The following is a 12,410-nucleotide window of genomic DNA, read 5'->3' as shown; positions in this document are numbered from 1 at the left end:
AAAGTACAAAAATCAATACCTTTTATTTCATTTTCCGAATGAGAAGTCCCAGCTTATAAAGATCAAGATAACGAAGGCTGCAATTTCCTTTTAAAAGCTGTTTTTTAAGATAAGTATCTTTTGTCCAAAAAATAAGGCCAAGAAAAGGCTTAAATGGAGTGGAATCAATCTGGTGATACAATTTCACCAGCTTGACTTCAGAAAGCCTTGAACGGAGGTCTTCGTCTTTAAGCATTTCAGCCAGACTTTCTACAGACTCTTCCACTTTTCCAAGATAGACTCCGTTTTCTTCTAAATCATTATTGAGAATAGGATCATCAATATGGTCAATCTTTACCTTTTCAGATTTTAAATCCATTGCAAACAGAAGGTCTTCATATCCATACTTTTGAAATTGGGGATTAAAGGCAATTTTTTCAAGCACAGCTTTTTGAATCACAAAATTATTAGTCTGGAAGCTCAAATAAGGTTTCTCCAGACGCAATGCCAGTGAAAGGTTTTCTCTTTCAACAGCAAATTTCCATCTTAGCAAATGATTTTGATCCGGAAAAGAATCCAGAACCTTCCTGCCTCCATAAATAACCTGAGTACCTGGGTTATCCTGTATAAACTGAATGTATTTTTTTAAGAAATTCTCATTGACAATCTTTCCGTCACAATCCAGAAACAGAAGATATTCTCCTGTAGAATATTTAAGAAAAAGATTACGGATTTGAGATCTTCCTATGTTTTTTTCAAGAAATATAAATTTTTGTACACTATCGTGAACTTCTCTGTTCAATTCTTTGAAACTGTTTTTCGAAGCATCATCAATCAGAATGATCTCAGCATCTACCCCACTCTCTTCAACTTCATTTTTCAAAGTAAAAACAAGCTCACGAACATCAAAATTATAAACAGGAATACAGATTGATATCTTCATGTCATCTGATTTTATCAATGACTTTTTGGATCCTAAACTCCTCAAGACATGCCCAATCTCCTCTGTAGCACTCTTTATCTCCGAACACAGAACACGGCCTGCAGGTAAGATCTTTTACCTGAACCACATCTTCCTCACTTTGCCCGAATCCTAAAAATCCGGCATAAGGATGCGTTGCCCCCCAGATAGAGATGCATCTTGTTCCCATAAGACTTGCAAGGTGCATATTGGCAGAATCCATAGAAATCATTATTTCCAGTTCTGCAATTTTGTTGAGTTCTTCTTCAAGAGTTAATTTTCCGGAAAGACTTTTTGTATTAGGAATCTGCTGTTCCCATTTTTCAAGAGTTTCAGTTTCTTTTTTCCCCCCTCCGAAGAAATATATAGTATGTTTTTCTGATAAAATTTTAGCCAGTTCAAATGACTTCTCTAAAGGCAGCATTTTTCCTTTATGCTGAGCAAAAGGAGCAAAACCAATGCCCAATTTATGATTGGAAAGTGGTCTGAGTTTTTGGGAAAGTTCCACCCTGAATCCCATTTTTCTAAAAACATCAGCATAGCGTTCTACTGTTTTCTTCAGCTGTACTTTATCCAGATTCCATACGTCTGTAAGATGCTCCTTCTCTTCTTTCCCTTTATCTATTTTGAAAACCTTAAGTCCTTTTCTTCTGTAGATTTTATCCAGAACCTTTGTTCTGATTACATCATGAAGATTGGCAATACAATCGGGGTTAAATTCCCGGATCAGCTCATTACTTAACCTTCTCAATCCAAAGAATCCTTTATAGTTATCTACATCGATTCCTTTGAATATTACATTGGGAATTCCCGCAAAAAGAGCTTCAAAGTTTTTTCTTGAAACCATAACAATTTCCACATCGGGATTCTGTTCCAGAAATTCTCTGAAAACAGGCACTGTCATTGCAACATCTCCGAATGCCGAGAAACGATATGCTAAAATTCTGGTCACGGTTATGATTTCAGTTGGTAGGCTACTGCGTAAAATTTGATTTGTTTTGTCATTGCCATCAATCCATTGGCTCTGGATGGTGAGAGAAATTCTTGTAATCCTATTTCTGCTATAAACTCGAAATCGGAATCCAGAATCTCCTGAGTGGAGTGTCCACTATAAATACTCACTAAAAGAGAAACGATACCTTTTGGCAAAATCCCATCTGAATCTGCATTAAAGAAAAGTTTCCCTTCTTTAAATTCAGCATCAATCCAAACCTTGCTCTGGCAGCCTTTAATAAGGTTTTCATCTGTCTTTCTTTCTTCCGGCAAGCCCTTCAGTTCTTTTCCAAGATCAATGATGTACTCATACTTTTGCTCCCAATCTTCAAGAAACGCAAATTCGTCGATTATTTCCTGCTGTTTTTCCTTAATGGTCATTTTAATCAAATTTCTTTATGCAAAGATAACCAATTTTGTAAAAATTATCTGCAGGATGCTTTTTCAAAAAGTTGCAGGATATTCCTTTCCTCATTTTCCCAGCAGAAGACGTCTGCAGCCTTATTAAGTTCGTTTTGGTAAAACAATCTTCCGTTGTTTAGAACTTTACTGATCGCGTTTTCAATGGTACCAGGCTGATGGTCTGTAATCATTTCGCCTACATTAAACTGATTTTTTATGCGCTGCATCTCAGGGAAGTCAATCATCACAAGAGGCACCCTGGACTGGATATAGTCGCAGACTTTATTAGGAAGAGAATAATAATAGCTCACGCCGTTATTTTCTTCAAGACTGAATCCTGCATCGACAGTTTTTGTAATTTCCCGAAGGTTTTCCGGTTTTAGCTTGCCGAGAAAAAACACTTTATCCTGAAGGTTTTCCTGTGCTACAAGGTCTTCATATTCTTTTTTCTTTGGTCCATCCCCTGCTATTTTCAGAACAGCACCTTTAATATGGTGCATTGCAACAATCATTTTTTCAATTCCTCTAGACTGGTTGATCGCTCCCTGATATAGGATTATCTTAGGGCTATTATCCGGAATCTCGGGTACAGAAAGAATCTTCCTCGGAATATTTCGTACCACAACAGGGTTTACATTGTATTTCTCATGAAACCATTCTGCATAGCTTTGGCTTTCTGTCATCATGAATTCCAATTTAGGAATCAGATTTCTTTCAAGCATCCTCCAGAATTTCTGTGACATCCTGTTTTGTATAGCAGGCATTTCCGTAAAAATTTCATGGCTGTCAAAGACTAATGGGATATTAAGTTTTTTTGCAATGAGATAATTTGGCAGAAGTGCATCTATATCATTAGCAAGAAGTATGGTGTCTTTGTCAGCTTTTTTCTTCAGTTCTTTATAAAGCTTCCAGTTGAATTCAAAATAAGCAGTCTTTAGACTTTTAGACTTTACCTCTATTCTCGAAAAAGAATATGGGCGTTCCATTTTTTCATTTCCACCCCAGTCATTTCCTATAAGGTCTATGGAATATCCGTTATCAAAAAGGGTTTTGCATACTTTTTCTATTCTTTGATCAGTATACAGATTGCTAAAAGCAGAAACTATTATTTTTTTCTTCATGAATCTTTCTTGTCTATTATTAGATAGTATATCTGAATGAAACTAATCAGCCCATTGGGAATAATAACCGGCCAAAGCATTCCATTAAAGATACCGTAAATAACAAAACAAATACAGCCAATCATATTGACAACTCTGATTTTTCTTACATCTTTCAATATGAAACTCAATACGATAAAAACCGAAGCTGAGTAACCGATATAAGTGGTAATTTCAGGATTCATGAGAAAATTTTAAGAATAACAAACTTAATCATTTTCAATAAGATAATAAAATTTTTTCTGCCATAAAGTCATTAATTGATTTTTGGTAAAATATTTGTAATTTAGATAATGAATAAAAGGTAATGTTGCCTTTGTTCTAATGAGATATATTATGGATTATAAGTTTTCACAAGGTTTGAGCCAAGTGTTCAAACAAAGCAAAAGCGAAGCTAAGAGGCTGAAAAGTGAATTTCTTAATACAGAACATCTACTTTTAGGTATTATAAAAACGGAAAACTCTGCAAAAGAAATCCTTCAAAACCTTAATGCGGATTTAACACAAATCAGAAGAAAAATTGAAACTTTAAATACAGCAAGTCTTAATCCCATTTCTGAGGAGGTTACCAATATTTCTTTCACCAAGATGGCTGATCATGCCATTAAACGTGCGGAGTTAGAATGTCGTCAATATAAAAGCAATGAAATTAATACCGTTCACCTGCTTTTAGGCATTCTTTATAAATATGAGGACCCTACTTCAAATATTCTGGGAGCTTACGATATCGACTATGAAGGAGTTTCAAGAGAATACCAGACCATGCTCAAAAACTCCGGGCAGTCACCACAAATGAGTGCTTACGATGATGATGATGAGAGAGAGGAATTTGAGCAAATGAGAAAGCCTACCGGAAACTTAGGTTCTGCGAAAAGTAAAACACCTACTTTGGATAACTTTGGTAGAGACCTTACTTCTTTGGCTAGAGATGGAAAACTGGATCCTGTGATCGGACGTGAAAAAGAAATCGAGAGAGTTTCTCAGATCTTATCACGTAGAAAGAAAAACAATCCGCTTCTTATTGGGGAGCCCGGAGTTGGTAAATCTGCGATCGCTGAAGGGCTTGCATTAAGAATTCAACAGAAAAAGGTTTCAAGAGTTCTTTACGGAAAACGAGTGATCACACTGGATCTTGCCAGTTTAGTAGCAGGAACCAAATACCGTGGTCAGTTCGAAGAAAGAATGAAGGCCATTATGACTGAACTGGAGAAAAACAGAGATGTCATCTTATTTATAGATGAGCTTCACACTATTGTAGGAGCAGGAAGTTCTACGGGAAGTTTAGATGCTTCCAATATGTTCAAACCTGCTTTAGCAAGAGGAGAAATTCAATGCATCGGAGCTACCACTCTGGATGAATACCGTCAGTATATTGAAAAGGATGGCGCTCTGGAAAGAAGATTCCAGAAAGTAATGGTGGAACCTACTTCTATAGATGAAACCATTCAGATCCTTAATCAGATCAAGGATAAGTATGAAGAACATCACAATGTGGTTTATACTCCTGAGGCGATCTTAGCGTGTGTCAATTTGACATCGAGATATATTACTGACCGTTTTTTACCAGACAAAGCAATTGATGCGATGGATGAAGCGGGTTCAAGAGTTTATATTAAAAACATGAAGGTTCCTACTGAGATCATTGATTTTGAAAAGAAAATCGAAGAGATCAAAGAACTGAAACAAAAAGCTGTAAAAGCCCAGGATTATCTTGAAGCAAGAAAGCTTAAAGATGAAGAGGAGCGTCTTCAGATGGAGCTGAACTCTGCTCAGGACAAATGGGATAAGGATGCAAAAGAGAAAAAAGAAACCGTAACTGAAGAAAATGTAGCGGAAGTGGTTTCTATGATGAGTGGTGTTCCTGTAACCAAAGTTGGCAAAAATGAGCTTGATAAACTAGCTCAGATGGATGAGAAACTGAACGGGAAAGTGATCGGACAGGCAGATGCTGTGAAGAAAGTTGTTAAGGCAATTCAAAGAAACAGAGCTGGTCTAAAAGATCCTAACCGCCCTATCGGTACATTTATCTTCCTTGGAACAACTGGTGTTGGTAAGACTGAGCTGGCCAAAGTAATGGCAAGAGAACTGTTTGAATCTGATGAATCTCTGATCCGTATTGACATGAGTGAATACATGGAAAAATTTGCGGTTTCAAGATTAGTAGGTGCGCCTCCGGGATATGTAGGATATGAAGAAGGTGGTCAGCTTACCGAGGCTGTAAGAAGAAAACCTTATGCTGTGGTTCTTTTAGATGAGATTGAAAAAGCTCACCCGGATGTATTCAATATTCTGTTACAGATTCTTGATGAAGGCCACGTTACTGACAGTTTAGGAAGAAAGATTGATTTTAGAAATACAATTATCATTCTTACATCCAATATCGGAACAAGAGATCTTAAAGATTTCGGAGACGGTGTAGGATTTGGAACTTCAGCTAAAAAGACAACTTCAGATTCAAGAGCGAGAAGCACGATTGAAAATGCACTTAAAAAAGCATTTGCTCCGGAATTCTTAAACAGAATTGATGATATTGTGATCTTTAACTCTCTTGTACAGGATGATATCAAGAAAATTATTGATATTGAACTGAACAAACTTTATGGCAGACTTGAAAAATTAGGATATAAAGTTGAACTGACTGAAGAGGCAAAAGACTTTATTTCTGAAAAAGGATGGGATAAAGATTTTGGAGCAAGACCATTGAAACGAGCTATCCAGAAATACATTGAGGACTTATTGGCAGAAATGCTTGTAAATAAGCAACTGAATGAAGGAGAAACTGTAGTTCTCGAGGTGAATGAGGCAAAAGACGGACTAGTCGGAAAATCTCAAAAAACGAAAAAAACGACCGAAAAGTCCCAATCGTAGTACAAGAAATAATTTAATAATAACAGAAGCACCGCAGCTAAAACTTGCGGTGCTTTTATTTGTAATTTAAAAATCAATTTCAGGAAAAATTAAAGTCCCACCACAAAACCGATATTAGGGACCAATCCATTTGAAAACACACTTGAATTCTGCTTCCAAAGTACATTATACATCAGCCCCAGCTGCATAAAAGAATGATTGCCGATTCGCTGCATATATCCACCGCCAAGATACAATGCTGTTTCTTCTCTATTGTATTTATAATCGTAGTATTTATCTTTATAATCGATAAAATAATGCTGCATATTAGCTCCCAGATAGAAAGATCTTGCAAAATAATAGTTTAAAAACGGGCCAACTCCAAACATGGTGGACCTGTAAAAATCTGAAGTCTGCCATGACACACTTCCCACCACTCCCCCTTCAAGGTCATCGGTAAGTCTATAACCTACTCTTGGAGAAGCCTGCAGGTAAAATGAACTGTTGCTTCCAAATCCCAGACCTATTCCTCCCCCGAAAGTCCATCTGTTGTTATCCTGCGCTGCAGTGCCTACAGAAACCTGAGAAAATACTGATCCTGAAGCCATTAACATCAGGGAAATAATAATTTTTTTCATATATAGATATTTTATTTTCATAATATTCTATGCTTTCACCACGTGCTATTGGTGTAATGTGATGGTGATTATGATAATATCGTTTTTATCAATGTTTAAAATTATGGTTTTTTTACGAATTTATTTAGTTGTATTTTTGTTGCATCAAACTAAGAACTCCCGTTAAGAGTTTCGTAAAATTGAAATACAATGAAAATAGTAGTAGGCCTCTCAGGAGGTGTAGATTCCAGTGTTACAGCACATTTATTGCAACAGCAAGGTCATGAAGTTGTGGCATTATTTATGAGAAACTGGAATGATGCTTCGGTAACATTAGAGGATGAATGTCCATGGATCGAAGATAGTAATGACGCTCTGATGGTGGCCCAAAAGCTGGGGATCCCGTTTCAGGTGATTGACATGAGCGAGCTTTACAAGGAAAGAATCGTTGATTATATGTTCGATGAATATCAGAAAGGAAGAACTCCGAATCCTGATGTTTTATGCAACAGAGAGGTAAAATTTGACGTTTTTATGAAAACGGCTATGTCTTTGGGGGCTGATAAAGTGGCAACAGGACATTATGCAAGGGTTGACTCAACCATTGATGAAAATGGAAAAGAAATTTTCCATCTTTTAGCAGGAAAGGACAACAATAAAGATCAGTCTTACTTCCTATGTCAATTGAGCCAGGATCAGCTGTCAAAATCTTTATTCCCTATCGGAGAGCTTACAAAGCCTCAGGTAAGAGAAATTGCAAAAGAAATCGGTCTGGTAACGGCTGATAAAAAGGATTCTCAGGGATTATGTTTTATCGGTAAAGTAAGCCTTCCACAATTCCTGCAGCAGCAGCTGAAACCTAATGAAGGAGAAATTGTAGAGATTTTCAAAGATTCACCATTATTTTCAGAAGAAAAGAAAGAGTTTTCATCTAAAGAAGAAGAACTTGAATTTTTATCAAGAAAGATCAATTATAAAAAAGCTGACGGTAAGGTGATTGGAAAACATCAGGGAGCTCAATTTTTCACCATCGGACAAAGCAGAGGTCTTGGAATAGGCGGTCATAAAGAAAGCTGTTTTATTGTCTCCAGAGATATGGAAAACAATATTCTCTTTGTAGGAGAAGGAAGCCATTTCCCGGGTCTTTACAAAAAAGCTTTAAAAATTGATAATTCTGAACTACACTGGGTACGTGAAGACCTGAGACTTCAAAATGGAGAATCTATGAAAGTAATGTCAAGATTCAGATACAGACAGTCTTTGCAGGAGGCAACGATCTATCAGTTTGAAAATGCTTTTTATATTGAATTTAATGAGCCTCAGTCTGCTATTGCTGAAGGACAGTTTGCTTCATGGTATATTGAAGACGAACTTATCGGCAGCGGAGTGATTTCGTAAATACTATATCAGGTTAGGATCTCAGAATAAGAGATCAGCATCTGAATTATTAAAAAATTAAATATTAACAATCGATATAAGCCCGGAACAGTTTTGTTTCGGGTTTGTTTTTTATGGGTTTATTACTTTATGTTTTTCTTTAAATAGTATTTAATAAGCAACACTTCTGCAAAGCCTTCCGCTATCAATATCATGATCAAAAATCCTACAGGTTTTCCCAGCAGTACTCCTCTTACCAGTTTTATTAATCCCAAAAGGAAAATAAGAATCATAAAGGAAAGTGTGGTTTTTGAAACCGTTTCTTTAAATGATTTTAAAGCCAAAACAGAAGCATAAAATCCGAATACCAGAAGTAAATAAAACTTGAGAAACTCAGGGGCCCTTAAAATTACAGGATTGAATGTATGCGAAGTTGCAGCAAGTTCTAAAAAGCTTATCACAACCGGAACTGAATGAATAATTATCTTTTTCATAGTTTTATTTTTTTTAACCACCACAACCTCCGCATCCTCCACAGCCGCCTCCACATCCCCCGCCGCAACTACCCCCGCCGCTGCAGCTGCTTCCTCCACAGCTCGCTCCGTCGTCTTTCTTATTCTGTCCACTATTATTACTTATAGCAGAGACCAACAACCCGAAAGAGAAAATGCCTATAATGGATAAGAATATCGAAATAGAGGTGCTTATCATCTCACCCAAACACGAGGATAGCATTAGAAACACGGTGAACAGAGGAATCAATCGGAGTTTTTTCCACCAATTGTTTGTTTTTTTATCTTTTTCATATCCGGACCAGATTTCCAGAGGAGCTTCGCAGTGGAAAATTTCACGATAGCTCTTTAATGTTCCTGAAAACCAATTCATATGTTTGCGCTCTTCATGGTCTCCCCCTTTTGAAGGATGATGATGTAAGGTGCGTTTTAAAATATTCGGACAGAATTCTTCCCAGTAATTCTGCGTGTAGATCAAATGCATATGCCATACTTTATCTACTACTTTGCTGGGGGAAGCGCCATGAGGAAGAATACAGCAGAGGTATACAAACTTCTTGTACTCTTCTATGGCTCTATTAGCAAAATCAAGGCTCCAGTTTTCGTCTTTTGCCAGTTTTTTTGAAAAAGGAAAATCAGCATCAGAAGCGTCTAAGGAAAACCCCTGGATCCTTTCCCAGAGGAATTCATCTTGTAATATGAGTTTTGTTTCCATTGTATTAACTTTTATTTTCTACTCAAATATCTTTTGATTTTAAAATATAAAAGTCTTCTCTCCATCTTTTTTGGATGGATAAAAATCTTAAATTAGTCTTATAAAGTATAGTGATGAAAAAAGAAGATATTCTGCATCTTGAGAAGCTAATGAATTTTTTAGGACGCCATTTTTTAAAGAAAAACCATTGGGAGGATGTTACAAAGACTGAATGGTCCTACATCTGCGCGGAACTGAACGAGCTTATTGCAAATGATCATTCAGAAAAGGGTATCAATAAAGACCCGGATCTTCTGGGGACCAATTATCTGTATGAACATCTGATCATTAACAAGTTAAAAAAGTTCAGCCAGAATGAAAATGCAGTTCTAAGCAGGCCTAATCTCGCAAAATTAAGCCAGATTGTAAAAGTATTGGGGTATTCCAATTATATAGATTTTATCAATTCGAATACGGAGTCTTTCAATTTTAATGATCTTAGAATTGATATGAATAACACGGCCATGAATACGGCTCTTCTGGACCGTTTAACCGGCTTCTGGTATTCCTATAACAGAAATCTTCCCGAAAATCCTTTACAAGCTAAAGAAGACAGAATCTGGCGCTCGGCGATGGAGATCTACAAATCTGAAACTACCGGTGAATATTTTATAGAAAGAAGCGGTGGTGACCATCACAAATATTTCGGTAAGGTGACAGCCTATTCAGATTATGTATTTATCATTATGAACAGCAATACCTTTATCCGGCAGAGGCATTTTATTTCAAGAATAAAAGATAGTAAGGAAAAGCTTAAAAATCCGGATTACAAGCTTCATGAGCTTCACTTTATCAGCACTTGCATAAGTTTCAATCAGGAGCCGATTGCTTTATTTGAAATCTACCAGAAAGCAGACCGGAAAACCTTTGTTTCAGACTCCATCAGTTTTCCTGTTGACAGCGATGAAATACCACCGTCTATATTAAAACAGCTTGAAGATACTGAATCTAACAGAATTGATTACAAATAGTTGGATGAATAAATTATTTTTTGAAAATTTTCTGTAACGTATTTCAAATTGTCATACTTACTGAGTAAATAATAATAAAACCAGTAGTATGAAAACAACTTCTTCCAACAATCAATATACAGCAGCAAACAATGTTTTGATCTGTATCGTATCAATGCTTTTAGGTTATAATATCTATCAGGCAGTGTATCACCCTGAAAAGTCAGAACTTTTACTTTGCATTGCTCTTGTCATATTTACTTCGGCTATGATAAGAAAATATGAGACAAAAAAAATGAAAAACGAATAGGAAGATATCTATTTACCATATCCATCCCGGAGCATAAACGTTTCGGGATTAATTTTTCTCTTATGCCTAGAATACATTTAAATATTTAAAATCAATGTATTACCGCAATAATTGTATAATTTAAATGTTCATAAAAGTGAACCCTCAATAGTCTCACTATGGAATATTATGAATTGTATGAAGTTTTGAAAGGTCATTTTGACTCCGGAAAAGGCGTTGTGGAAATCAAGGAGCTGAATCTAACGATTCAATCTCTTCCTTTTGAATCCAAAGCTTGTAATCTGCTTTATGGATCTGAAAATATGAATTGTACACAGCATCAGCAGCCTCTGAACATCAATGAAAATGCTTATCTTTTTTATAGTCAGCCTTCTATAGACATCCGGGATTTTGATATTGAATGCAATAAAAAATTTGAGTATCATATTCTTAAGAGAGCAGATGTAGAAGTGGCCAGCGGATGTATTCTGTTCTTCCATGGCCTCAATGAAAAGAAATGGGATAAATATCTGCCGTGGGCTTATGAATTGGCTCAAAGAACCCACAAAGCGGTCATTCTGTTCCCTATCGCTTTTCATATGGACCGCGCTGCTCCTGTATGGGCAGACCGCCATCAAATGATGGAAGTGGTAAATTCCAGAAAATTAAAATATCCGGAAAACACCAATTACTCTTATATCAATGCTGCGATAAGCGCAAGGCTGGAGGCCCATCCTCAGAGAATATTCTGGTCCGGGCTGCAAACTTATTCGGATATCATTGAGGTGGTAAAAGACATTAAAAATAATCATATAAAAGGTATTTCTACCGATGCAAGTCTGGATTTATTCGGGTATTCCATAGGATCATTCCTTTCAATGATTATCAAAATGGCTGACCCGTACCACTTTTTCACATCATCCAAGGTATTCTGTTTTTGTGGAGGAATGACCATTGACCGGATGTTTCCGATCTCAAAATATATCATGGACACTCAGTCTACGGTTAGAATGCAGTCTGTTTTCACCGAATTACTAAGTTCGGATTTTAAATCTGATCCCCGTTTAAGACATTATCAGAATGATGATCAGCATCCGCATGAAAGCTGGTTCAAAAAGATGCTGCGCTATAATTATTTTCAAAAGGAAAGAGAAGACAGAATCCGCGAGATTCAGTCTCAGATAAAGGTATATGTTCTTGAAAAAGACTCTGTAGCGCCTCCCATTGAAGCTTTAAATACGTTAACCGGAGGATACCGTGACATTGAGGTAGAGGTTGAGATCAAAGATTTCCCTTATGAATATTCACATATGGTTCCTTTTCCTTTAACTCATAAAAATAAAAAGGAGGTGACCGAAGCCTTCTATCAGTTTGTAAAATCAGCAGGTGATTTTTATAATCAGTAAACCATTCTCATTTCAGCGGTAAAAGAACGCAAGGAATAGTTTGAAAAACAATAAAATAAGATCCATGGCATTTGTTTTTGTAAGTTGGTATGAAAGGTATATACAGCAAAATAAAGGTATTTTGAGCCTAAAAGCAATGACTTTCCTTAATACCTTTATTTTC

General features: G+C 36.4%; 13 protein-coding genes. 5 read left to right on the top strand and 8 right to left on the bottom strand.

Translation table 11 applies throughout. The annotated features are described in order from the left end of the window. Positions 1 to 22: 22 nt before the first annotated feature. The 5 genes from LF887_RS23885 to LF887_RS23865 are packed head-to-tail and all read right to left on the bottom strand — an operon-like array spanning position 23 to position 3,680. The gene (locus LF887_RS23885) at positions 23 to 922 is read right to left on the bottom strand and encodes a glycosyltransferase family 2 protein (protein WP_236856733.1); all 900 of its coding nucleotides are present in this window, start codon (positions 920 to 922) and stop codon (positions 23 to 25) included. 1 nt (position 923) lies between these two features. Further along, a complete protein-coding gene (locus LF887_RS23880; protein ID WP_236856732.1) occupies positions 924 to 1,892 on the bottom strand; it encodes a glycosyltransferase family 9 protein in 969 nt (322 codons plus the stop codon). A gap of 2 nt (positions 1,893 to 1,894) precedes the next feature. Further along, entirely contained in the window at positions 1,895 to 2,314 is a 420-nt protein-coding gene (locus LF887_RS23875) for a SufE family protein (protein ID WP_236856731.1), read from the bottom strand. Between the two features lie 44 nt (positions 2,315 to 2,358). Next, the gene (locus LF887_RS23870; RefSeq protein ID WP_236856730.1) at positions 2,359 to 3,456 is read right to left on the bottom strand and encodes a glycosyltransferase; all 1,098 of its coding nucleotides are present in this window, start codon (positions 3,454 to 3,456) and stop codon (positions 2,359 to 2,361) included. Then, the gene (locus LF887_RS23865) at positions 3,453 to 3,680 is read right to left on the bottom strand and encodes a uroporphyrinogen decarboxylase (protein WP_236856729.1); all 228 of its coding nucleotides are present in this window, start codon (positions 3,678 to 3,680) and stop codon (positions 3,453 to 3,455) included. The genes LF887_RS23870 and LF887_RS23865 overlap by 4 nt, the downstream gene beginning before the upstream one ends. A gap of 151 nt (positions 3,681 to 3,831) precedes the next feature. On the opposite strand from LF887_RS23865, the gene LF887_RS23860 reads away from it, so the two are divergent. Next, positions 3,832 to 6,363 carry an ATP-dependent Clp protease ATP-binding subunit gene (locus LF887_RS23860; protein ID WP_236856728.1) on the top strand — a complete coding sequence of 844 codons (2,532 nt, stop codon included), beginning with the start codon at positions 3,832 to 3,834 and terminating at the stop codon, positions 6,361 to 6,363. A gap of 89 nt (positions 6,364 to 6,452) precedes the next feature. Here LF887_RS23860 and LF887_RS23855 read toward each other — a convergent pair whose 3' ends face one another. Then, positions 6,453 to 6,980 carry a hypothetical protein gene (locus tag LF887_RS23855; RefSeq protein ID WP_236856727.1) on the bottom strand — a complete coding sequence of 176 codons (528 nt, stop codon included), beginning with the start codon at positions 6,978 to 6,980 and terminating at the stop codon, positions 6,453 to 6,455. 189 nt (positions 6,981 to 7,169) lie between these two features. Between LF887_RS23855 and mnmA the strand changes: the two genes are divergently transcribed. Then, positions 7,170 to 8,357 (top strand): tRNA 2-thiouridine(34) synthase MnmA, encoded by a 1,188-nt coding sequence (gene mnmA, locus LF887_RS23850; RefSeq protein ID WP_236856726.1) that lies wholly within the window; start codon positions 7,170 to 7,172, stop codon positions 8,355 to 8,357. Positions 8,358 to 8,479: 122 nt separating this feature from the next. On the opposite strand, the gene LF887_RS23845 is transcribed toward mnmA, so the two are convergent. Together LF887_RS23845 and LF887_RS23840 are read right to left on the bottom strand one after the other, a co-directional pair. After that, positions 8,480 to 8,929: a hypothetical protein gene (locus LF887_RS23845; protein WP_236856725.1), complete on the bottom strand. Its 450-nt coding sequence runs from the start codon at positions 8,927 to 8,929 to the stop codon at positions 8,480 to 8,482. Then, positions 8,844 to 9,563 (bottom strand): glycine-rich domain-containing protein, encoded by a 720-nt coding sequence (locus LF887_RS23840; protein WP_236856724.1) that lies wholly within the window; start codon positions 9,561 to 9,563, stop codon positions 8,844 to 8,846. The genes LF887_RS23845 and LF887_RS23840 overlap by 86 nt, the downstream gene beginning before the upstream one ends. Positions 9,564 to 9,676: 113 nt before the next feature. Here LF887_RS23840 and LF887_RS23835 point away from each other — a divergent pair, with 113 nt between their 5' ends. From LF887_RS23835 to LF887_RS23825, 3 genes are all read left to right on the top strand, one after another. Beyond that, positions 9,677 to 10,573: a hypothetical protein gene (locus LF887_RS23835; RefSeq protein ID WP_236856723.1), complete on the top strand. Its 897-nt coding sequence runs from the start codon at positions 9,677 to 9,679 to the stop codon at positions 10,571 to 10,573. Positions 10,574 to 10,661: 88 nt separating this feature from the next. Beyond that, positions 10,662 to 10,862: a hypothetical protein gene (locus tag LF887_RS23830; RefSeq protein WP_236856722.1), complete on the top strand. Its 201-nt coding sequence runs from the start codon at positions 10,662 to 10,664 to the stop codon at positions 10,860 to 10,862. A gap of 158 nt (positions 10,863 to 11,020) precedes the next feature. After that, the gene (locus tag LF887_RS23825) at positions 11,021 to 12,247 is read left to right on the top strand and encodes a DUF6051 family protein (RefSeq protein WP_236856721.1); all 1,227 of its coding nucleotides are present in this window, start codon (positions 11,021 to 11,023) and stop codon (positions 12,245 to 12,247) included. Positions 12,248 to 12,410 lie beyond the last annotated feature (163 nt).

The sequence above is a fragment of the Chryseobacterium sp. MEBOG06 genome (assembly GCF_021869765.1).
GTDB lineage: Bacteria > Bacteroidota > Bacteroidia > Flavobacteriales > Weeksellaceae > Chryseobacterium.
The sequence above is the reverse complement of the archived record's forward strand: the minus strand, read 5'-3'. Positions and strand labels throughout refer to the sequence as shown.

What these genes read in the sequence shown, in the direction of transcription:
- LF887_RS23885 (WP_236856733.1), bottom strand. Translation starts at nt 922, where the DNA reads ATGAAGATATCAATCTGTATTCCTGTTTATAATTTTGATGTTCGTGAG.
- LF887_RS23875 (WP_236856731.1), bottom strand. Translation starts at nt 2,314, where the DNA reads ATGACCATTAAGGAAAAACAGCAGGAAATAATCGACGAATTTGCGTTT.
- LF887_RS23870 (WP_236856730.1), bottom strand. Translation starts at nt 3,456, where the DNA reads ATGAAGAAAAAAATAATAGTTTCTGCTTTTAGCAATCTGTATACTGAT.
- LF887_RS23865 (WP_236856729.1), bottom strand. Translation starts at nt 3,680, where the DNA reads ATGAATCCTGAAATTACCACTTATATCGGTTACTCAGCTTCGGTTTTT.
- LF887_RS23860 (WP_236856728.1), top strand. Translation starts at nt 3,832, where the DNA reads ATGGATTATAAGTTTTCACAAGGTTTGAGCCAAGTGTTCAAACAAAGC.
- LF887_RS23855 (WP_236856727.1), bottom strand. Translation starts at nt 6,980, where the DNA reads ATGAAAAAAATTATTATTTCCCTGATGTTAATGGCTTCAGGATCAGTA.
- mnmA (WP_236856726.1), top strand. Translation starts at nt 7,170, where the DNA reads ATGAAAATAGTAGTAGGCCTCTCAGGAGGTGTAGATTCCAGTGTTACA.
- LF887_RS23840 (WP_236856724.1), bottom strand. Translation starts at nt 9,563, where the DNA reads ATGGAAACAAAACTCATATTACAAGATGAATTCCTCTGGGAAAGGATC.
- LF887_RS23835 (WP_236856723.1), top strand. Translation starts at nt 9,677, where the DNA reads ATGAAAAAAGAAGATATTCTGCATCTTGAGAAGCTAATGAATTTTTTA.
- LF887_RS23830 (WP_236856722.1), top strand. Translation starts at nt 10,662, where the DNA reads ATGAAAACAACTTCTTCCAACAATCAATATACAGCAGCAAACAATGTT.
- LF887_RS23825 (WP_236856721.1), top strand. Translation starts at nt 11,021, where the DNA reads ATGGAATATTATGAATTGTATGAAGTTTTGAAAGGTCATTTTGACTCC.